At 59.6% G+C, this 21516-nt stretch carries 19 protein-coding genes; 5 read left to right on the top strand and 14 right to left on the bottom strand.

From position 1 onward, the window contains the following. Positions 1 to 220 precede the first annotated feature (220 nt). The 3 genes from clpB to rluD form a co-directional block, all read right to left on the bottom strand. Positions 221 to 2785: an ATP-dependent chaperone ClpB gene (clpB, locus tag RMV17_RS25265; protein WP_034153867.1), complete on the bottom strand. Its 2565-nt coding sequence runs from the start codon at positions 2783 to 2785 to the stop codon at positions 221 to 223. Positions 2786 to 2914: 129 nt separating this feature from the next. Further along, the gene (gene pgeF / locus RMV17_RS25270) at positions 2915 to 3637 is read right to left on the bottom strand and encodes a peptidoglycan editing factor PgeF (RefSeq protein ID WP_311883403.1); all 723 of its coding nucleotides are present in this window, start codon (positions 3635 to 3637) and stop codon (positions 2915 to 2917) included. Further along, positions 3634 to 4596, bottom strand: coding sequence for a 23S rRNA pseudouridine(1911/1915/1917) synthase RluD (gene rluD, locus RMV17_RS25275; RefSeq protein ID WP_034153865.1), 963 nt, complete (start codon positions 4594 to 4596; stop codon positions 3634 to 3636). The genes pgeF and rluD overlap by 4 nt, the downstream gene beginning before the upstream one ends. A gap of 151 nt (positions 4597 to 4747) precedes the next feature. Between rluD and RMV17_RS25280 the strand changes: the two genes are divergently transcribed. The 4 genes from RMV17_RS25280 to RMV17_RS25295 all read left to right on the top strand — a co-directional run bounded on the left by RMV17_RS25280 (position 4748) and on the right by RMV17_RS25295 (position 9055). Beyond that, complete coding sequence (locus RMV17_RS25280) at positions 4748 to 5764, top strand: outer membrane protein assembly factor BamD (RefSeq protein ID WP_007909854.1); 1017 nt, start codon at positions 4748 to 4750, stop codon at positions 5762 to 5764. A 126-nt stretch (positions 5765 to 5890) separates the two neighbouring features. After that, positions 5891 to 6133, top strand: a complete 243-nt coding sequence (locus RMV17_RS25285; protein ID WP_034153864.1) for a PP0621 family protein — start codon at positions 5891 to 5893, stop codon at positions 6131 to 6133. Further along, positions 6123 to 7712 (top strand): ATP-binding protein, encoded by a 1590-nt coding sequence (locus RMV17_RS25290; protein ID WP_311883407.1) that lies wholly within the window; start codon positions 6123 to 6125, stop codon positions 7710 to 7712. Before RMV17_RS25285 ends, RMV17_RS25290 begins: the two co-directional genes overlap by 11 nt. After that, the gene (locus RMV17_RS25295; protein ID WP_108227016.1) at positions 7709 to 9055 is read left to right on the top strand and encodes a sigma-54 dependent transcriptional regulator; all 1347 of its coding nucleotides are present in this window, start codon (positions 7709 to 7711) and stop codon (positions 9053 to 9055) included. Before RMV17_RS25290 ends, RMV17_RS25295 begins: the two co-directional genes overlap by 4 nt. Before the next feature lie 122 nt (positions 9056 to 9177). Here RMV17_RS25295 and thiO read toward each other — a convergent pair whose 3' ends face one another. From thiO to RMV17_RS25330, 7 genes are read right to left on the bottom strand one after another with little or no spacing between them, the layout of a single operon-like run. Further along, on the bottom strand, positions 9178 to 10278 hold the full coding sequence (gene thiO / locus RMV17_RS25300; protein ID WP_311883411.1) for a glycine oxidase ThiO: 1101 nt from the start codon (positions 10276 to 10278) through the stop codon (positions 9178 to 9180). A gap of 56 nt (positions 10279 to 10334) precedes the next feature. Beyond that, positions 10335 to 10736, bottom strand: a complete 402-nt coding sequence (locus tag RMV17_RS25305; protein WP_093434831.1) for a type IV pilin protein — start codon at positions 10734 to 10736, stop codon at positions 10335 to 10337. Between the two features lie 15 nt (positions 10737 to 10751). Further along, a complete protein-coding gene (locus tag RMV17_RS25310) occupies positions 10752 to 13841 on the bottom strand; it encodes a PilC/PilY family type IV pilus protein (protein ID WP_311883414.1) in 3090 nt (1029 codons plus the stop codon). Next, positions 13828 to 14307 carry a PilX N-terminal domain-containing pilus assembly protein gene (locus RMV17_RS25315; protein WP_034153858.1) on the bottom strand — a complete coding sequence of 160 codons (480 nt, stop codon included), beginning with the start codon at positions 14305 to 14307 and terminating at the stop codon, positions 13828 to 13830. The genes RMV17_RS25310 and RMV17_RS25315 overlap by 14 nt, the downstream gene beginning before the upstream one ends. A gap of 11 nt (positions 14308 to 14318) precedes the next feature. Beyond that, complete coding sequence (locus tag RMV17_RS25320; RefSeq protein WP_034153857.1) at positions 14319 to 15032, bottom strand: PilW family protein; 714 nt, start codon at positions 15030 to 15032, stop codon at positions 14319 to 14321. Beyond that, positions 15029 to 15478 (bottom strand): type IV pilus modification protein PilV, encoded by a 450-nt coding sequence (pilV, locus tag RMV17_RS25325; protein ID WP_034153856.1) that lies wholly within the window; start codon positions 15476 to 15478, stop codon positions 15029 to 15031. The genes RMV17_RS25320 and pilV overlap by 4 nt, the downstream gene beginning before the upstream one ends. Then, positions 15475 to 15948: a GspH/FimT family pseudopilin gene (locus RMV17_RS25330; protein ID WP_311883418.1), complete on the bottom strand. Its 474-nt coding sequence runs from the start codon at positions 15946 to 15948 to the stop codon at positions 15475 to 15477. Before RMV17_RS25330 ends, pilV begins: the two co-directional genes overlap by 4 nt. A 130-nt stretch (positions 15949 to 16078) precedes the next feature. On the opposite strand from RMV17_RS25330, the gene RMV17_RS25335 reads away from it, so the two are divergent. After that, on the top strand, positions 16079 to 16633 hold the full coding sequence (locus tag RMV17_RS25335; protein WP_311883420.1) for a GspH/FimT family pseudopilin: 555 nt from the start codon (positions 16079 to 16081) through the stop codon (positions 16631 to 16633). Here the strand turns inward: RMV17_RS25335 and ispH are convergent. From ispH to ileS, 4 genes are all read right to left on the bottom strand, one after another. Then, positions 16605 to 17549 (bottom strand): 4-hydroxy-3-methylbut-2-enyl diphosphate reductase, encoded by a 945-nt coding sequence (gene ispH / locus RMV17_RS25340; RefSeq protein ID WP_034153853.1) that lies wholly within the window; start codon positions 17547 to 17549, stop codon positions 16605 to 16607. The two genes, RMV17_RS25335 and ispH, sit on opposite strands and share 29 nt — an antisense overlap. 175 nt (positions 17550 to 17724) lie before the next feature. Beyond that, complete coding sequence (fkpB, locus tag RMV17_RS25345) at positions 17725 to 18162, bottom strand: FKBP-type peptidyl-prolyl cis-trans isomerase (RefSeq protein ID WP_172828167.1); 438 nt, start codon at positions 18160 to 18162, stop codon at positions 17725 to 17727. Positions 18163 to 18169: 7 nt separating this feature from the next. Continuing rightward, a complete protein-coding gene (gene lspA, locus RMV17_RS25350) occupies positions 18170 to 18682 on the bottom strand; it encodes a signal peptidase II (RefSeq protein ID WP_311883424.1) in 513 nt (170 codons plus the stop codon). After that, positions 18675 to 21506: an isoleucine--tRNA ligase gene (gene ileS, locus RMV17_RS25355; RefSeq protein WP_108227019.1), complete on the bottom strand. Its 2832-nt coding sequence runs from the start codon at positions 21504 to 21506 to the stop codon at positions 18675 to 18677. Before ileS ends, lspA begins: the two co-directional genes overlap by 8 nt. Between the last annotated feature and the right edge of the window lie 10 nt (positions 21507 to 21516).

Consider the following 21516-nt stretch of genomic DNA (forward strand, 5'->3'; position numbering starts at 1 on the left):
GGCGCGCTATTCTACAACCTAGAACACCTCTGTCAACCCCCTAAATTGCTTTCAAGTTAATGATTTGCAACTTATTTCAGATTTCAACTCAGTGAGCTGAGACCGTCTTGGCGACTGACTGCGGGGCGCACTTTACAAGCCTTTTCCTTTGAGTTCAACAGCCTAACGAAAAAAAAGGCCTCACGAGGTGAGGCCTTCCTTTTTTCATTGGCGCTTTGACTCAGTTGAAAACGATTTCGTCGTTCTCGACCTTGCCGGTCGCCGTGTCGCCTGGCATGAAGTGACCCGAGAGGATCAATTGCGCCAGCGGGTTTTCGATCCAGCGCTGAATCGCCCGTTTCAAGGGACGTGCGCCATACACCGGGTCGTAACCAACAGCGATCAGCTTGTCCATTGCCTCTGGACTGAGTTCCAGCTTCAGCTCGCGCTCGGCCAGACGAGTACGCAGACGGCCCAACTGGATCTCGGTAATGCCCGCAATCTGATCCCGTGCCAAAGGCTCGAAGATCACCACTTCGTCGACCCGGTTGATGAACTCCGGACGGAAGTGCGACGTCAGCGCATCCATGACGGCAGCACGCTGAGCCTCGCGATCACCGACCAGCTCCTGAATCTGCACAGAGCCGAGGTTCGAGGTCATGACGATCACGGTATTGCGGAAGTCCACCGTGCGGCCATGGCTGTCGGTCAGGCGACCATCCTCGAGCACTTGCAGCAAGATGTTGAACACATCCGGATGCGCCTTCTCGACTTCGTCCAGCAGGATCACCGAATAAGGCTTGCGACGTACCGCCTCAGTCAGGTAACCGCCCTCTTCATAACCGACGTATCCCGGTGGCGCACCGATCAAGCGAGCCACGGAATGTTTCTCCATGAACTCGGACATGTCGATCCGTACCATCGCCTCTTCCGTATCAAAGAGGAATTCGGCCAGCGCCTTGCACAGCTCGGTTTTACCGACACCGGTCGGGCCGAGGAACATGAACGAGCCGCTCGGACGATTCGGGTCGGACAATCCGGCCCGCGAACGCCGTACCGCGTTGGCCACAGCGACCACCGCCTCTTCCTGACCGATCACCCGTTTGTGCAACAGGCTTTCCATCTTCATCAGCTTGTCGCGCTCGCCTTCGAGCATTTTCGACACTGGAATGCCGGTCCACTTCGACACAACTTCGGCAATCTCTTCCTCAGTCACCTTGCTGCGCAGCAACTGGTTCTCGCTCTTGCCGTGCTGATCGACCATTTGCAGGCTGCGTTCCAGATCCGGGATCACCCCGTACTGCAATTCGGCCATGCGATTGAGGTCGCCTTTACGGCGCGCGGCCTCCAGCTCCTGACGCGACTGTTCGATCTTCTGCTGAATCTGTGCAGAACCCTGCACCTCGGCTTTTTCCGAGTTCCAGATTTCTTCCAGATCGGAATACTCGCGTTCGAGGCGGACAATTTCTTCCTGGAGTTTCTCCAGACGTTTCATCGCCGCTTCGTCGCTTTCTTTCTTCAGCGCCTGGGATTCCACCTTCAACTGAATCAGGCGACGTTCCAGGCGATCGAGCACTTCCGGCTTGGAGTCGATTTCCATGCGGATGCGGCTGGCGGCCTCGTCGATCAGGTCGATGGCCTTGTCGGGCAACTGCCGGTCAGTGATGTAGCGATGGCTGAGCTTGGCCGCGGCGATGATCGCGCCGTCGGTGATTGCCACCTTGTGGTGAACCTCGTAACGCTCTTTAAGGCCACGCAGGATGGCAATGGTGTCTTCTTCGCTCGGCTCATCCACCAGGACTTTCTGGAAGCGTCGCTCAAGCGCCGCGTCCTTCTCTATATATTGGCGGTACTCGTTGAGCGTGGTCGCGCCAACGCAGTGCAACTCACCGCGCGCCAGCGCAGGCTTGAGCATGTTGCCGGCATCCATCGAGCCTTCGCCTTTACCGGCGCCAACCATGGTGTGCAGTTCGTCGATAAACAGAATGATCTGCCCTTCCTGCTTCGACAGCTCGTTGAGCAGCGATTTCAGGCGTTCTTCGAATTCACCGCGATACTTGGCACCGGCAATCAGCGCGCCCATATCCAGCGAGAGCAGACGCTTGCCTTTGAGGCCGTCCGGCACTTCGCCGTTGATGATGCGCTGGGCCAGACCTTCGGCAATCGCGGTTTTACCCACGCCAGGTTCGCCGATCAGCACCGGATTGTTCTTGGTGCGGCGTTGCAGAACCTGAATGGTGCGACGAATTTCGTCATCACGACCGATCACCGGATCGAGCTTGCCGTCTTCGGCGCGCTTGGTCAGGTCGACGGTGTATTTATCCAGCGCTTGGCGCGACTCTTCGTGGTTGGCGTCGTTTACCGCTTCGCCGCCACGCAGGTTGTTGATCGCGTTTTCCAGGGCTTTCTTGCTCACGCCCTGGCCGAGCAGCAACTTGCCGAGCTTGCTGTTCTCGTCCATTGCAGCGAGCAACACCAGTTCACTGGAAATGAACTGGTCGCCCTTCTGCTGGGCCAGGCGGTCAGCCTGATTGAGCAGGCGCGCCAGATCCTGCGACATGTTGACGTCGCCGGTCGGGTTCTGGATTTTCGGTAATTGGTCGAGCTCTTTGGTCAGCTCTTTACGCAAGCTGTTGACGTCGAAGCCCACCTGCATCAGCAGAGGTTTGATCGAACCACCCTGCTGCTCAAGCATGGCTTGCATCAAGTGCGCCGGCTCAATCGCCGGATGATCGTGGCCAACCGCCAACGACTGGGCGTCGGACAAGGCCAACTGTAATTTGCTGGTTAAACGGTCTATTCGCATAAGTCACCTTCCTTTTGAGCAGGCCGGACCTAAAAACCATCCTGAATAAAGAAACCTGCCAGATACCCCTATAGATGCGGTCGATTCTGGGAGATTCAAGCGTCAGGCAGTTGATGCAGATCAGATAGTCTAGCGGGTGAGCCAAACCAAGGAGGCGAAGCGACCGGTGCGCGAGGCACGGCGATAGGAGAAGAAGCGCGGATCGGTCACGGTGCAGAAACCGCCACCATAAACAGCAGTGACACCGCGTTCAGCCAGACGTAGGCGCGCCAGCAGATAGATGTCAGCCATGAACTTGCCGGCATTGTGGCTCGGTACGAACGCTTCTGCTGCTTCAGGCAGTTGATTGATGAAGACCTCCCGGACTTCCGGGCCGACTTCAAAGGCTTTCGGGCCAATGGCCGGACCGAGCCAGACCAGAACGTCGTTAGCCGGAATATCGAGGCTATCGAGCGTAGCTTCAAGTACACCTGCTGCCAGACCACGCCAACCGGCATGGGCCGCCGCCACGCGGGTGCCAGCACGATCGCAGAACAATGCTGGCAGGCAATCCGCCGTCATCGCCGTGCAGGCAATTCCGGGGGTTGTCGTCCAACTGGCATCTGCAGTCGCGACAACGCCCGGATCAGCTTGCGCCACGGTAATCCCGTGCACTTGCTGCAACCAGGCAGGCTGTATAGAGAAGTGTTCGGTCAGGCGCCGACGGTTCTCGGCCACAGCCTCAGGACGATCATCGACATGATCGCCCAGATTGAGGCTATCGAACGGCGCCTCGCTGACGCCACCCTCGCGGGTGGTGACGCAGGCTTTGACGCTGGCCAGCGCGGGCCAGTCCGGCGTCAGCCAGTTCATCCGATGAAGGCCTCGCGATCCTGCTTGAGCAGGGTCAGCAGCCAGACGAAATCTTCCGGCAGCGGCGATTCCCAGCTCATGCGCTCACCGGTCGTCGGATGATCCAGCTCAAGGAAGCGCGCGTGCAGGGCCTGACGCGGGAAATGCTTGAGCGATTCAACCATCGTCGGGTTAGCGGCTGGCGGAATGCGGAAACGACCGCCGTATGCCGGATCGCCGACCAACGGGAAGTTGATGTGCGACATGTGCACACGAATCTGGTGAGTACGACCGGTTTCCAGCTTCACCCGAACGTGGGTGTGCGAGCGGAAGCGCTCCAGCACGCGGTAGTGGCTGACGGCAGGCTTGCCACCTTCCATCACCGCCATGCGCTGACGCTGCTGGCCATGGCGACCGATCGGGGCGTTGATCTTGCCCCCGGCGGTCACGACACCGATCACGATGCACTCATAGATGCGGCTGACACTGCGACTCTGCAATTGAGTAACAAGCTTGGTCTGCGCCTGAATGGTCTTGGCCACCACCATCAGACCGGTGGTGTCCTTGTCCAGACGATGCACGATACCGGCACGCGGGACATTGATGATGTCCGGCACGTGGTGCAGCAAGGCGTTGAGCAGGGTGCCATCGGCGTGACCGGCAGCCGGGTGCACCACCAGGCCCGCAGGCTTGTTGATCACCAGGATGTCGTCGTCTTCATAGACGATGTCGAGTTCGATGTCCTGGGCGATCCACTCGCCCTGGGCTTCCTGCTCGGCAGTCAGCTCAAGGATGGCACCGCCGTGCACGATGTCGCGCGGGCGGATGACCGCCCCGTCCACAGTCAGGCGACCTTCTTTGATCCAGGCGGAAAGGCGCGAGCGAGAGTGCTCAGCGAAGAGTTGGGCAGCGACTTGATCGAGGCGTTGGCCGCCCAATTCGGACGGCACCTCTGCGCGAAGTTCAATTTTATCGGACATGCTCTGACTGTGCGTCGGCACAGCTTTTGGTTTCGGCTGCGCGCTTGTGGTTAAATACGGCGTCTTTTGCCCCGAGGCTTTTCAACGGGGCGCTCATCATAACAGGACGGCCCCGCCCAAGACAGCGGCCGTCATAGGGACGCAAGCCGCCATGCAAGTGAAACACCTGCTGCTGATCGCCATCCTCGCATTGACCGCTGCTTGCTCATCGAAGGAAGTCGTAGACGAAAACCTCAGCGAAGCCGAGCTGTATCAGCAGGCTCAGACTGACTTGGACAACAACAGCTACACCAGCGCCACAGCCAAGCTGAAGGCTCTGGAGTCGCGTTATCCGTTCGGTCGCTACGCCGATCAGGCACAGCTGGAGCTGATCTACGCCAACTATAAGAACGCCGAGCCGGAAGCTGCAAAGTCTGCCGCCGAGCGTTTCATTCGTTTGCACCCGCAGCACCCGAACGTGGATTACGCCTACTACCTGAAAGGTCTGACTTCTTTCGACCAGGACGTCGGCCTGCTGGCGCGCTTCCTGCCGTTGGACATGACCAAGCGTGACCCGGGCGCCGCGCGCGACTCGTACAACGAGTTCGCCCAGCTGACCAGCCGCTACCCGAACAGCCGCTACGCGCCGGACGCCAAGCAGCGCATGATCTACCTGCGCAACCTGCTGGCCGCTTACGAAATTCACGTGGCCGACTACTACCTGACCCGTCAGGCCTACGTAGCCGCAGCCAACCGTGGTCGTTACGTCGTAGAAAACTTCCAGGAAACCCCATCGGTCGGCGACGGCCTGGCGGTAATGACTGAAGCCTATCAGCGTCTGCACCTGGATGAACTGGCGGCCACCAGCCTCGAAACCCTGAAGCTCAACTACCCGAACCACCCGAGCCTGCAAGACGGCCAGTTCGTGCCACGGGTTGCCGAAGCCGACAACCGTTCGTTCCTGAGCAAGGCGACGTTGGGTCTGATCGAGTCGCGTCCACCGCTGCCGCCGGGCGAAACCCGCGCCAACCAGGACGTGCAGAAGCAGTTCCAGGACGCGAAAGACGCGATCCCGAACGAGCTCAAGCCTAAAGACGAAAACGGTGACGTGATCGAAGAGCCGGAGCCTGAGTCGAGCAACACCGACCGCTCGTGGTTCAGCTACATGACTTTCGGCGTGTTCGACTGATCACACCGGATGTACAGAAAAGGGAGATCTGCGGATCTCCCTTTTTTATTGCCGCGCATTAATAGGCTGTGCGCTTGTCGGGTCCTTGGCTAAACTGCCGGATCATCAGTCGAAAAGCCGCTCATCATGCTTCGTTTATTGTTCTGGATCGTCGTGATTTTCGCCGCGATATGGTTGTGGCGTAAATTCAAGGCGCCTGCCGCGTCCAATCAATCCAGTCGTGCCCCACGCGAACAGGACGCCCCACCAATGGTACGTTGCGCCCATTGCGGCGTTCATCTGCCGCGCGATCGTGCACTGAGCGTTCAACAACAGTGGTATTGCAGCCAGGCTCACCTCGAGCAAGGCCCGGGCTCCAGTGATCGCTGAGGCCACCCACGCCGACAGCAAACAGGCGCAGCGCCTGCTGCGCCTCTACCATCTCTACCGTTTAAGCGTCGGCATCACCCTGGTGTTGCTGATCTCCAGCAACATGGACAACCGCCTGCTGACGTCGGCCAATGACGAATTGCTGCGCGGCGGCAGTTGGCTGTACCTCGTTCTCAACATCCTGCTCGTGGTCTTTCTTGAAAACCCCCGACGCCCGGCCCAGTTGTTCAGCCTGGCGCTGGTCGATGTGCTGTTGCTGTGCGGCCTGTTCTATGCGGCCGGTGGCGTCGCCAGTGCCCTCGGCAACTTGCTGATTGTCTCGGTGGCGATCAGCAATACCTTGCTGCGTCGTCGAATTGGTCTGTTGATCGCCGCGATCGGCGCTCTGGGCATCGTCGCCTTGAGCTTTCTGCTGAGCTTCAGCCACCCTCTGAGCGCCAATGAATACTTGCAGGCCGGCACCCTCGGCGCGCTGTGCTTTGCCGCGTCGTTGTTGGTGCAAGGCTTGATTCGTCGCCTGGAGGTCAGCGAAATCCTGGCTGAGCGCCGTGCCAGCGAGGTGGTGGGGCTTGAAGCCCTCAACGCGCTGATCCTGCAACGCATGCGCACCGGCATTCTGGTCCTCGACGAGGAGCGCCGGGTGCAACTGGCCAACCACAGCGCCCAGACGCTACTGGCGCAAACGCATCTCCAAGGTCATTTGATCGACGAGTATTCGACGGCGTTGGTCGATCGCCTGCAACTGTGGATGAACAACCCGACCCTGCGCCCGCAAAGCCTGAAAATCCCCGGCAACGGCCTCGAACTGCAGCCGAACTTCATCGCTCTGGAGCAGAGTCCGAACCAGCAAACCCTGGTCTTTCTCGAAGATCTGGCGCAAGTCGCGCAACAAGCCCAACAACTCAAACTCGCCGCGCTCGGACGCCTGACCGCCGGCATCTCCCACGAAATTCGCAATCCGCTGGGCGCCATCAGTCATGCCGCGCAGCTATTGGCCGAGTCCGAGGAACTCGACAGCGCCGATCGACGTCTGACGCAGATCATTCAAGACCACTCTCAGCGCATGAACCGAGTCATCGAAAACGTCCTGCAACTGTCCCGCCGCCAGCAAAGTGCACCGCAACGCCTGGATCTCAAGCCATGGCTGGAAAACTTCGTTGCCGAAAGCCGCGAACAGGCCAGCGAGCGCCAGCAGATTCATCTGCGGATCAACTCGGGGGAGTTCATCACGCTGATGGACCCCAACCAGCTCACGCAAATTCTCGACAACCTGTTACGCAACGGCTGGCGCCACAGCGCCCTGTTGCACGATCAGGCCGAAGTCTGGCTGGCCCTGTTCACCGATGCCGACAGCCAGTTGGCGGTCCTCGAAGTGCAGGATAACGGCCCCGGCGTCCCGGCCGATGAGCAGACTCATCTGTTCGAACCGTTTTTCACCACCAGCAGCCAAGGCACCGGCCTTGGGCTTTATCTGTCCCGTGAGCTGTGCGAAAGCAACCAAGCGCGCCTAGACTTCCAATCACGCCAAGGCGGCGGCTGCTTTCGCATCACCTTTGCTCACGGACGGAAACAAAGTTGAATACGAGCCCACGGCAAAAAATCCTCATCGTCGACGACGAACCGGACATCCGCGAACTCCTGGAAATCACCCTGGGACGGATGAAACTCGACACTTACAGTGCACGTAACCTGAGCGAAGCCCAGGCGCTGCTGAACCGCGAGGGCTTTGACCTGTGCCTGACCGACATGCGCCTGCCCGACGGTACCGGGCTGGAGCTGGTGCAGCACATTCAGCAACGTTATCCACAACTGCCGGTGGCAATGATCACCGCCTACGGCAGTCTGGAAACCGCGATCAATGCGCTGAAGGCCGGCGCTTTCGACTTTCTGACCAAACCGGTGGACCTCAATCGCCTGCGCGAACTGGTTGGCTCGGCCCTGCGCATGCCAGCGGCGGGCGGTGGATGCACCTCGATCGATCGGCGCCTGCTCGGCGACTCGCTGCCTATGCGCAACCTGCGCAAACAGATCGACAAACTCGCTCGCAGCCAAGCGCCGGTGTATATCAGCGGCGAATCGGGCAGCGGCAAGGAACTGGTCGCACGACTGATTCATGAACAAGGGCCACGCGCCAACCAACCCTTCGTGCCGGTGAACTGCGGCGCGATCCCTTCGGAACTGATGGAAAGCGAATTCTTCGGCCACCGCAAAGGCAGTTTCACCGGCGCGGTCGAGGACAAGCCCGGGCTGTTTCAGGCGGCCCATGGCGGCACGCTGTTTCTCGATGAAGTCGCGGACTTGCCGTTGTCGATGCAGGTAAAACTGCTGCGGGCGATTCAGGAAAAAGCCGTGCGCAGTGTCGGTGGTCAGCAGGAAAGCGTGGTTGATGTACGGATTCTCTGCGCCACGCACAAGGATCTCGACGCGGAGGTGGCGGCCGAACGCTTTCGTCAGGATCTGTATTACCGCTTGAACGTGATTGAACTGCGCGTGCCGTCCCTGCGTGAGCGGCGCGATGACATTGAAGTGCTGGCGGCCAATATGCTCAAGCGTTTGGCCAAGGACAGTGCTCAGCCCGTTGCGAGCCTTCATCCACAGGCGCTGGAAGCGCTGAAGAATTACCGGTTTCCGGGGAATGTGCGGGAGCTGGAGAACGTGCTCGAACGGGCGCACACCTTGTGCGAAGACCGGACGATCGAGGCTGAAGATTTGCGCCTGAGTGAAGGCAACTGCGCGGCGGACGGCGGGATCGCCGATCTGACGCAGATCGACAATCTTGAGGATTATCTGGAGAACGTCGAGAGAAAGCTGATTCTGCAAGCGTTGGAAGAAACGCGCTGGAATCGTACGGCGGCGGCGCAGCGGTTGAGTCTTTCGTTCAGGTCAATGCGTTATCGGCTGAAAAAACTCGGCCTGGATTGAGGGTCCCTTCGCGAGCAAGCCCACAGTTACCGTGGTGTGCGCACAATTCGTGTACACCACAAAAACCTGTGGGAGCGGGCTTGCCCGCGATGGCGATCTAACAGACACCCATGAATTTAAAACTAAATGCGGCCCTCGGGCGCATACGGCGCCGGATCAATAATCGGCGCCCGCCCCAGCATCACATCGGCAAACAACTGACACGACGCCGGCGCCAGCACCAGCCCATTGCGGTAATGCCCGCAGTTCAACCACAACCCGGCAAAACCCGGCACCCGGCCAATGTAAGGAATGCCCTCCGGCGAGCCCGGACGCAGCCCTGCCCAGTGCCCGACCACATCGGCATCGGCCAACGCTGGCAATAACTCCACTGCCGAAGCTTTGAGACTTTCCAGCGCCACATCGGTCCGCGTCTTGTCGTAGCCTTCGTGCTCCAGCGTGCTGCCAATCAGAATGTGGCCGTCGCGACGCGGGATCGCATAACGCCCCTTGGCCAAGACCATGCTCGGCAGAAAATCCGCCGCGCACTTGTAGAGAATCATCTGCCCTTTGACCGGTTCAACCGGCAGCGTCAGGTCCAGCGTCTTGAGCAAATCACCGCTCCAGGCACCGGCCGTCAGCACGACCTGATCACCTTTGATCACACCGTTGGAGGTTTCGACGCCGACGACCTGCGCGCCCTCACGGACGAACCCGCTGACCTCGCACTGCTCGTGAATCGTCACGTTCGGCAGTGCCTGCAACGCCGCTTTCAGCGACTTCACCAGACGCGGATTGCGCACGTTGGCGACATCGGCCATGTAGATCGCCCGCGCGAACCCGCCACCAAGCACCGGCACCGCATCATGCGCCGCCGAGATATCCACAGCCCGCAACGGGCGATTTTCCCGCTCGGCCCAGGCCAGTGCTTCGGCTTCATCGTCCAGATCGAGCCAGTACAGGCCCGTGGTGTGCACTTCAGGATCCACCCCAGTGTCAGCAAACAAACGCTCGCCGAGCTGTGGATAAAAGTCCTGCGACCAGTGCGCCAGTGCGGTAACCGCCGGGCTATAGCGCCACGGATACAATGGCGAAACGATACCGCCGCCCGCCCAGGACGATTCCTGGCCGAGGTTCGAGCGATCGAGCAGCACCACGCTGCGTAATTCGGAGGCGAGGTTGTAAGCGGTCAGCAGGCCAATCACCCCGCCACCGACAATCACCACTTGCTGTTGCCTGGTCATGTTTGTTCCAACCGTAAAAAGACAGTGAGCGCAAAAGGCACTCGAAAAGAAGCGCCTCAGCGGCCCCAGCAATCCTTGGTGGTCAGCCCGGTGGTCGCGTTGTTCATACTGCGGACACCGGTGTTGGTCAGGGTGAAATCCCCGCACTTGTCGGTGGCCATGGACGTACCCGTTTTGCGGGTAGCGGTCAGCAGGAAGGTCTGGTCAGCGATGGTCGGGGTGATGGTGTAGAAATCATTGCCCGTGCTGAGTCCGGTGATGCCGGTATAGACATTGTTCTTGGTGTAGAAGCGTTCGAGGGTCTGCGCCTGCTCCGAAAGCAGTGACACCACTTCGGCGCGACGGCCCTTTTTCAGGTACTCGGTATAGCTCGGTGCGGCGATGGTGATGACGATCCCGATGATCGCAATCACGATCATGATTTCGATCAGGGTGAAGCCTCGGTTGAATCTGCGCATGCCTCAAACTCTCGCTTACTGTATTTGTCGCCACATGATACGACGGCTGCCGCCACCGCCCTTTTCCACCAAGGTAGTGATGTTACCGCTGGAATCGTTAAAAATTTTGCGTGTTGCGCCGTTGACGATGGCGTTCAAGGTCGGAATGCCACCGGTAAATATCACACCACTGGAAATCGTGTCGCTGCTGTCAACCACTCCATCCCCGTTGGTATCGAACACCGCATAGTTGAGCATCTTACCGCTGAACGCATCGAGCTCGGCCACTTTGCCAGTTCCGAAACTGGAACAGGGATCGGTGGTATCGACGCTGGCGGTGGTGAAGACGATTCGCCCAAGCACCAGACTGGCCTGATTGATCACGCGCTCACCGATCAGCGCGTTGTTATACACCAAGGGCAAGTACCAGCCCTTCTCTCCTGGATAGGTCGTGTCGTTCTGCGTCGTTGTCACAAACTGCCCGGTACTGCCGGAGAACACGCCAGTCACCGCCTGCGCCTGCAAACTGCCAACAGTTATGTTCCCTGAGCTGCCATCGGCATCCCACACCGAATAGAACGCCTGCAAATCCTTGTTGGTCTTGTCAGCCGTCTCGTTGAATTTACCGGTACCGACGAAAATCTGTTTGCCGCCAAGCGCGTTGTCCGCCAGCAGCGGTTGCGCGGTGATCGGTTGAGTCGCCCCACCCGCCGTCGTGAACAGCGGCTTGCCGGAAAATGCCACGCCCCAGCTGTCTGTCGACGTCGCACTCAAATCGAACTTCCACAAACGCCCTTTCAAGTCACCGCCATAGGCAGTCTGCACGACGTTCTGTGAGTTGACCTTGAGTTTCACCGAAGACAAACCGTTAGTGGTTTCGGTGCTGTCGATGACGATTTTCCTGATCAGCGAACCGTCGCGTACATCCAGCACATACAACGCCGCCACGCCGGAGTTGCTGCCGTAGCCATTGGCAATGAAAGCCGCCCAGCGACCATCGGCCAAGCGTGCCACTTCCGGGCGTGCGTAGGCATAACCCAGATCATTGAAAGCGTTGGCGGTGCTTGCAGTCGCCGGCGCACTGACTTCCCACAATGCGCGCAAAACGTTACCCGCCGAAGCGTCGAACAGCTGCAGCGCGTAGAACGTCTTGCCTCCGGCACCGGTTCCGCCGATGGCCAGGGTTTTCCATGCGCTATTGAGCTGGGCGTCATACACGCCGACCTGGCCGTCGACCAGAAACTTGTGGCTGACACCGTTGATGTAGTTCGGATCGGCAATCAGCCGCAGCGACGGCAATACGCTGGACGGCATGTAGGCGTAGCGTCGAGTGCCGTTGGCCGAGTTGATGACGTTGACGAAACCGTCGTTGGCGTTCACCACCAGACTGGCATTCATGTTTGCCGCTTTGGTGGTCAGGTAAGCGGTGTACGTGGTGTCGCCCGACAGATCGGAGGCTGTCTTGTCCGTCGGTGAGGCCAGCACCAACGGCGAGTTGATGATGTCGCCGAGCAGCACGCTACGCACTTTGAGCCCGGTCTTGTTGGTGCCTTTGCTCCACTCCAGCAGATCACTGCCGGAGATGCCGGTGGGCAGGCCTTGGCTGAGTGTCGTCTGCTGGGGCGCGGAGAAATTACCGTAGGCCAGCGCAACGGCGGCGTTGCTTGTAGTGTTCCACGACTGATAGGTCGGTGCGGTCGCACTCGGTAAGATAGTGGTGTCAGTGGTCCAGAGCACCGCAGAGGTATTCACCGCTCCGGATGCATTGAAGCCGAAGGACTTGATCGTACCGCGCCAGTCCTTGGGGTCGTAACTGGTCTGAAAGTAACTGGTGCCGCTCGCCAGTGTGGTGCCGCTGGTGACACCACTACCGCCGGAACCGGCCTTGGAGGTGATATCACTCAGGGCCGACGACAACGCGGCGTTGAGCCCGGTGCTGTCAGTCGCCTGGTAATACCTGCCCTGCCCATAACTGGCGGCATCGGACAGCATGTCGTTGTCGGCGGTGAAGCCCACGGTATAGGTGTTCATATTCTGCTTGGGAAAATCCACCGCGTTCCAACTCTTGCCCGCCGCGTCGGTACCGGTCGAGCGCATGTCGATATCGAAGGCGAACTTGGCGATGTCATCCAGATACAGCGTATCCCCTTCTTTGTCGCCATAGAGGTTGTTGCCGTCATTGCTGACACCATCCCAGTTCGGTAACCGGCTGCCGCCCAATGGGTCGTTGCTCGGAAAGGTTCGGTCGAAGGTCGGCAAGCCATCGGTTATTACCACGCCATAATTTTTCTGGCAGCGGTACTGGATCGGACTGGTGTAGGTCGCGGGCGTGCTGTTGTAGTACGGCGCCATGCCGCGCATGTAGCGGGTGATTTCATAGTAGGTTTCTGCCAACGGGGTGTTGGCCACGGCACTCAAACCATTGACCGATGAGATCAGCGCGTTGTAGTTGGTGTCTGCCTGCGCCTGCGTGACGCTCCCGGACACCGGCGCCAAGTCGCTGATCGAGCGGGCGATATAACCGCCATTACCAGAGTCGTTGTTGGTGACTGGGTTGAAAGTCGACAGGCCAATACGCAAAGTGCGATTGCTGGTGACCAGCGCCGTCGACACGTTACGCGCGACGTTGATTCGGTAGTCGTTGGGAATCGCCCCTGTGGTGAAATCGCGCGTGCCATTGTTGATGGCCAGACTGACGACGTAGGAAATGTAATCGCCTGTATATCGCGTGTTGCCGCCACCCACAGGGTCCGGCAGTTTCAGACACAGTGGCGCGACACTGTTGTTGTAAAACGCGTACGCGCCACCCGAACACCCGGAGGTCGGAAGGCTTGATAAAAACACAGGATCGCCTGTGATCGTTGGCGCGTTCAGAGGGGTGCATAACCCGAGAAACGCGTTGCATTGCCGGGCCGGCGTGCGATCAGCCGTGGGGTCGAATCCGGCCGCATAAATGATGCTGTTCATGCTCCCCGAATCGTCGATCAGTAGCATGACATTGGGTGGCACCGCCGCCGCACTCAACAGCGGCGAATCAGACGGCGTAAATGCGTAGGCCGGCGCAGCCAGATACAAGCTCAGCAACAGGCCGAGCAACAGCGATCCACACCGCTCAATACTTCGCATAGACGCTCTCCACCACACTGCGCGAAGTGCCGGCGATTCCAACGGCGGTGACCCGATACAACGTCGCCGAAGTGTTACTCGGTACGTTCACTGCCGTGAGCGTGGTGCCAATATTCTGCACACCATAGAAACCATTACCGGAAGCGATCCACGTCACACCCGAAGTTGAATTCAGCCCCGCCGCACTGACCACCGAAGATTCCGCGGGCGGTGCGCATTGCGTCGTGCCGCTGCACACCGCCAAGGTGTAGGTATCAAGCTGAACCGCACTCTCCCCGACCCGCAACGCCGCCTCGGCCGTTTGAAACGACTGATTACGCAGACTCACGCTGCCGGCCATTTTTTCCTGCAGGTTGGCACTCTGCATCGACGACAGGCCTATCAACGTCAGCAACAACAAAAACACCAGACTGACCAGCAGCGCCATGCCGCGCTGCGCCTGTCGGTCATGAAATGAAATCCGCATCACCCCGGCCCTCACGGCAAGCGGTTGCGCAAAGCGGCAACCACGTTGAAGGTTTGCGTGGCGACCCGGCTGTTGGGGTCGGTGAGGGTCAGGCTCAGGCGCACACTGCGAATGCGTGCCGGGTCACTGGGGTTGGCGCTGTATGTCGAGGCCGCCACATCCGTCGCCGAACTGGCCAGACCAAACGTCACGCTGAAAGCACTGACGTTGTTCACCAGCACCTGCTGGGTCGGCGTGCCGCTGCCGGTGCCCATGAGAATCTGGTTGTTGCTGAAGCTGTAGATCAGACGTCGGATCGGGAAGGCGATCTGCCCGCTCGCCGCCGCTCGTAACCCCGTATACGCCGTGGCGCTGTTGCGGCAATCGGAAACCACCGTCCAGGTCGGCGTGCCGCCGCCGCTGCCAATATCGGCGGTCACCAGCGTCAGTTTCAGGTTGGCGTTATCCCAGTTGATCGGCGCTATCTGCGACGCATTGAAATCCCCCGCCGAACTGGAGTCCGTAATCGTGCCGAGACATCCGAACATCCCGACCATGCGAATTTCCTGAATCATTTTGCTCAGCACAAAACGCGCGTCTTCCTGCATCGCCGCGGCGCTGTTCTGGCTGACGTAGGTGTTTTTCGCCGCGATGAAAATCTGCACGACGCCGAGCACGATGATCAATCCAAGCGCGAGGGCAATGAGCAGTTCGATCAGGCCGAAACCACGGTTATCGCGCTTCATGGCGTGGCCACCGGATCGACTGCAGCGCGACTGCTCAGAACGAAACTGCGTTGAGCACTGGCGGTGTTGGCTGCCCGTGCATCACTCCAGTTGATGGTGATGGTGTAGACCCGCTGATTGAGGGTGATGCTGCCAGTCGCGGTCGGTCCACCGAAGTTGATGATGTTGCTGGTGAAATCATAGAGATCCTGATCGCGGGCAACGCTCAGATTGCCCGAGGTCGGCGGTGTGACGGTGTAGTCGGCGCCGGAGTTGGCGCGGATGCGGTCCATCATGTCGTAGGCGATGAAACTGGCCTGGCTGGTCATCCGTGAGCTGTCGGTGTACTTCAGCGCATTCAGTTGCACTGCCGCCGCGCCCAGCAACCCGACCGTCAGAATCAGCAACGCGACCAGCACTTCGATCAGCGTCATGCCCTGCTGTGCGTGTTGACTCCCTACCCTCATCCGCAAGTTCCACCCAATTGAATTCGTCCGTTCAAACACACGTTCAGCGTCCTGCTTTGCGTTCCCAACGTGTAACTGATGGTCACCGCCGTCGACGGTGCCGCCAGACCGCCAAGGTTATTGAAATCCAGTGCGGTCACTCCTGAGGGTAGCGTCAGAGTCGCGCCGCTGCTCATCGCGGGAACAACCCGCAACACATTGGCCGGATTGCCAGTACTGTCATAGACCGCCAGTTCACCGGTCCATACGCTGCTGCCAGCGGTCGGGCGCAGGCGCAGGGTGGTGCCACGGTCGATGGCTTCCAGCCTGGCGAAATTGATTGCCCGTTGCAGATCGCCCATCTCGGTATCGGCCTTGCTGCCCTGTATCGATCGGGTGAACGCCGGCACCGCCAGAGTGATCAGAACCACGAAAATCGCGACCGCGACCAGCAACTCGATCAGCGTGAAACCTTTTGTACGAAGATCCATCGATGCCCTCCGTTGCCGTCGGCTATACCTGCTTCTACACGCTAGAACATTCAACCGACCCGCGTCGGTTGATTTGCCCTGCCCGGCGCACGGAGCGCGCCGTTCATCACATTCCACGGAGGGAGTTTTCATGTCGCAACAGGGTTTCAGCCTGATCGAACTGCTTATGGGACTGGCGATTGGCGCAATTGTTCTGCTGTTGGTCAGTCCGGCGTTTGCCGCGCTCAGAGAATCGAACCATCGGGATCAGGCTGCGCAATCCTTGCTCGATGGCCTGCGTAACGCTCGCACCCTGGCCATCACGCGCAATCAGAGCGTGGTGATTCATGGCATCAACGGCGACTGGAGTCAGGGCTGGCGGATCATTCTGGATATCAGTGGCAAGGGGCCGAAAGACAACAGCAATCCGCTGCTACAAGAAAGTGTGAGCGACACACAGGTGCCGATTGTCGGCAATTGGTCGGTGAGTCGTTACGTACGCTTCAGCAGTCTGGGGCAACCGCTGATGCCCGGGCGGGCGTTTCAGGCAGGGACATTACATGTCTGCTCGGCTCGCGAGCCGGTCAGTCAGCGCCAGATAGTGCTGGCGGCGACCGGTCGCGTGCGCCTGAACAGTCAAGAGACTGAGCAGGCGCTGTGTCAAAAAACCGAAAACGTCAGATCGAACGCACGCGCAGCTCTTTAGGCATCGAGAACGTAATGTTCTCTTCACGCCCGGCCAGTTCATCGGCACCGGTAGCGCCCCAGGCCTGCAATTGCTGAATCACGCCACGCACCAGGACTTCCGGTGCGGACGCCCCAGCGGTGATGCCGATACGCTCAACGCCATCGAACCAGCTCTTTTGCAGGTCTTCGGCGCCGTCGATCAGGTAGGCCGGCGTGGCCATGCGCTCGGCGAGCTCACGCAGACGATTGGAGTTGGAGCTGTTCGGGCTGCCGACTACCAGCACCACGTCGCACTCGTCGGCCAATTGCTTGACCGCATCCTGACGGTTTTGCGTGGCGTAGCAGATGTCGTCCTTGCGCGGTCCGCCGATGGCCGGGAAGCGCGTGCGCAAGGCATCGATGACGCGACTGGTATCGTCCATCGACAGCGTCGTCTGAGTAACGAAAGCCAGTTTTTCCGGGTTGTGCACCTGCAACTCGGCGACGTCTTTCTCGTCTTCAACGAGGTAGATCGCACCGCCATTGCTGCCGTCGTATTGACCCATGGTGCCTTCGACTTCCGGGTGACCGGCATGGCCGATCAGGATGCACTCACGACCGTCGCGGCTGTATTTCGCCACTTCGATGTGCACCTTGGTCACCAGCGGGCAGGTGGCGTCGAACACTTTCAGGCCACGGCCGGCGGCTTCGGTACGCACGGCCTGGGATACGCCATGAGCGCTGAAGATCACGATAACGTCATCCGGCACCTGATCCAGCTCTTCGACGAAGATCGCCCCGCGGCTGCGCAGGTCTTCAACGACGAACTTGTTGTGCACCACTTCGTGACGCACATAGATCGGCGGCCCGAAGACTTCCAGGGCGCGGTTGACGATTTCGATCGCCCGGTCCACGCCAGCGCAGAAGCCACGGGGGTTGGCGAGTTTGATTTGCATGCTGTGCCTCGTGTCTTGCGCGCAAGAAATAGCGAAAACGATGAAAAACATTGTGGGAGCGACGGTGCGACGATTCGACCTGCTCGCGAAAGCGGTGTGTCAGACAACATCTATGTTGAATGTCAGTCAGCATTCGCGAGCAGGCTCGCTCCCACATTTGACTCCATAGAGTCAGTTAGATCGCTTTAACGTTGATGATCTCGACGTCAAAGGTCAGCGTCTTGCCTGCCAGCGGGTGGTTGAAGTCGATGGTTACTTGCGTGTCATCGAACTCTTTCACCACACCCGGCAGCTCAGTATTGGCCGCATCGTTGAAGATCACCAGCAAACCCGGCGACAGCTCCATATCGACGAACTGCGAGCGCGGGATGATCTGCACGTTCTGCGGGTTCGGCTGGCCGAAGGCGTTTTCCGGCTCGACGGTCAGCGTACGCTTGTCGCCGGCCTTGAAGCCGAACAGCGCTGCTTCGAAACCCGGCAGCAGGTTGCCGTCGCCGACCTTGAAGGTCGCCGGGGCTTTGTCGAACGTACTGTCGACGGTGTCGCCGTTCTCCAGGCGCAATGCAAAGTGCAAGGTGACTTCCGTGTTCTGGCCGATGCGTTGCTCAGCCAATACCTGTTCAGTCATGAACGGCTTCTCCGGTCTTTTTACTTTTGAACATATCCAGTGCGAGCATCACCGCGCCAACGCTAATCGCGCTGTCGGCGAAGTTGAACGCTGGGAAGTACCAGCGGTTCTGCCAGTGCACCAGAATGAAATCGATCACATGGCCGAGGGCAATGCGGTCATACAGATTGCCCAGCGCGCCGCCCAATACCAGCGCCAGCGCGACGGCCAGCCAGGTGTCATTGCGGCCCAGGCGCTTGAGCCAGACCACCAGCACCGCACTGACCACAACCGCGATCAGGGCGAACAGCCAGCGCTGCCAGCCGGAGCTGTCAGCCAGGAAGCTGAACGCAGCGCCAGTGTTGTAGGCCAGGGTCCAGCTGAAGTAATCGGGAATGATCACGATCTGCTGGAACATTTCGAGCTTGCCTTCGAAGTAGAACTTGCTGGCCTGGTCGATGACCAGAACCAACAGACTCAACCACAGCCAGCTCAACCGTCCGAAACGGCCAACGGCATTAGGCATAGTGACGAACCTCGCCAGTGCCGCTGATGTTGTCGACGCAACGACCGCAGATTTCCGGATGCTCAGGGTTCACGCCAACATCTTCACGGCAGTGCCAGCAACGGGCGCACTTCGGGAAGGCCGATTTGACGATCTTCAGCTTCAGGCCGCTGACTTCAGTCACTACCGCGTCGGCCGGAGCCTGTACAAACGGTGCAACGCTGGCCGTCGAGGTGATCAACACAAAGCGCAGTTCGTTGCTCAGCTTGGCCAGGTCGGCGCTCAGGGCGTCTTCGGCGTACAGCGTCACTTCGGCTTGCAGGTTGCCACCGACAGCTTTCGCCGCGCGCTGGATTTCCATTTCTTTGTTGACCGCTACTTTGACCGCCATCACACGTTCCCAGTAGTCGCGGCCCAGTTCAACGTCGGCCGGCAGTTCGGTCAGACCTTCGTACCAGGTGTTTAGCATGACCGATTCGTTACGCTCGCCCGGCAGGTATTCCCACAACTCGTCAGCAGTGAAGGCGAGGATCGGCGCGATCCAGCGCACCAGCGCTTCGGAGATGTGGAACAGCGCGGTTTGCGCCGAACGGCGGGCCTTGCTGTTGGCGCCAGTGGTGTACTGACGGTCCTTGATGATGTCGAGGTAGAAACCGCCCAGCTCCTGCACGCAGAAGTTGTGGATCTTGGAGTAGACGTTCCAGAAACGGTATTCGCCGTAGTGCTCTTGCAGCTCGCGTTGCAGCAGCAAGGTGCGGTCTACCGCCCAACGATCCAGCGCGAGCATTTCTTCAGCCGGCAGGATGTCGGTGGCCGGGTTGAAGCCGGTCAGGTTCGAAAGCAGGAAGCGTGCAGTGTTGCGGATACGACGATAGGCGTCCGCGCTGCGTTGCAGGATCTGGTCGGAAACCGCCATTTCACCGGAGTAGTCGGTCGAAGCCACCCACAGACGCATGATGTCGGCGCCGAGGGTGTCGTTGACTTTCTGCGGCGCAATCACATTGCCCAGCGATTTGGACATCTTGCGGCCAGCTTCGTCGACGGTGAAACCGTGGGTCAGCAGTTCGCGGTACGGCGCGTGGTTGTCGATGGCGCAACCGGTCAGCAGCGACGAGTGGAACCAGCCACGGTGCTGGTCGGAACCTTCCAGGTACAGATCGGCGCGCGGGCCGCTCTCGTGACCCATCGGGTGCGAACCGCGCAGGACGTGCCAGTGCGTGGTGCCCGAATCGAACCAGACGTCGAGGGTATCGCTGATCTTGTCGTACAGCGGCGCTTCGTCGCCGAGCAGTTCGGCAGCGTCCATCTTGAACCAGGCTTCGATGCCTTCGACTTCAACGCGTTTGGCGACTTCTTCCATCAGCTCGACGGTGCGTGGGTGCAGCTCGCCGCTTTCCTTGTTGAGGAAGAACGGGATCGGCACGCCCCAGTTACGTTGACGCGAGATGCACCAGTCCGGACGGTTGGCGATCATCGAGTGCAGACGCGCCTGGCCCCAGGCCGGTACGAATTTGGTGTCTTCGATGGCTTTGAGCGAGCGCACACGCAGGGTGTCGCCGCTGGTTGGCTCTTTGTCCATGCCGATGAACCACTGCGCGGTGGCGCGGTAGATCAGCGGGGTCTTGTGGCGCCAGCAGTGCATGTAGCTGTGTTCGATGACGGTGGTGTGCATCAGCGCACCGACTTCGGTCAGCTTGTCGACGATGGCCGGGTTGGCCTTCCAGATGAACTGGCCGCCGAAGAATTCCAGCGACGGCGCGTACACGCCGTTGCTCTGCACCGGGTTGAGGATGTCGTCGTTGACCATGCCATATTTCTTGCAAGTCACGAAGTCGTCCACGCCGTAGGCCGGAGCGGAGTGAACCACGCCAGTGCCAGCACCCAGTTCGACGTAGTCAGCCAGGTACACCGGCGACAGACGGTCGTAGAACGGATGACGGAAGTTGATCAGTTCCAACTCTTTACCGGTGGTGGTCGCGATGACCGAGCCTTCGACGCCATAGCGCGCCAGGCAGGCTTCGACCAGCTCTTCCGCCAGCACCAGCAGCTTGTCGCCGATGTCGACCAGGGCGTAGTTGAATTCCGGGTGAACGTTCAGCGCCTGGTTGGCCGGAATGGTCCACGGGGTGGTGGTCCAGATCACGATCGAGGCAGGTTTGCCCAGCGACGGCAGACCGAACGCGGCAGCCAGTTTGGCTTCGTCAGCGATCGGGAAGGCCACGTCGATGGTCGAGGACTTTTTGGTCTCGTACTCGACTTCCGCTTCAGCCAGGGCCGAACCGCAGTCGAAGCACCAGTTCACCGGCTTGAGGCCCTTGAACACGAAACCGCCCTTGACGATTTCAGCGAGGGCGCGGATTTCACCGGCCTCGTTCTTGAAATCCATGGTCTTGTACGGGTTGGCCCAATCGCCCAGCACGCCAAGACGGATGAATTCGGACTTCTGCCCTTCGATCTGCTCGGTGGCGTAGGCACGGCACAGTTCGCGGGTCTTGTCCGCGCCCAGGTTCTTGCCGTGGGTCACTTCAACCTTGTGTTCGATCGGCAGACCGTGGCAGTCCCAACCCGGAACATACGGCGCGTCGAAACCCGACAGGGTCTTCGAGCGGATGATCATGTCCTTGAGAATCTTGTTCAGTGCGTGACCGATGTGGATCGTGCCGTTGGCATACGGAGGGCCGTCGTGCAGAACGAACTTCGGACGATCCTTGCCAATCTCGCGCAACTTTCCGTACAGGCCAATACTGTCCCAGCGCTGCAGGATCTGCGGTTCGCGCTGTGGCAGGCCGGCCTTCATTGGGAAGGCGGTGTCCGGAAGGTTAAGCGTGGCTTTATAGTCGGTCATTTAAGGCTCT

This window comes from Pseudomonas sp. VD-NE ins, assembly GCF_031882575.1.
Classification (GTDB): Bacteria; Pseudomonadota; Gammaproteobacteria; order Pseudomonadales; family Pseudomonadaceae; genus Aquipseudomonas; species Aquipseudomonas fluorescens_BZ.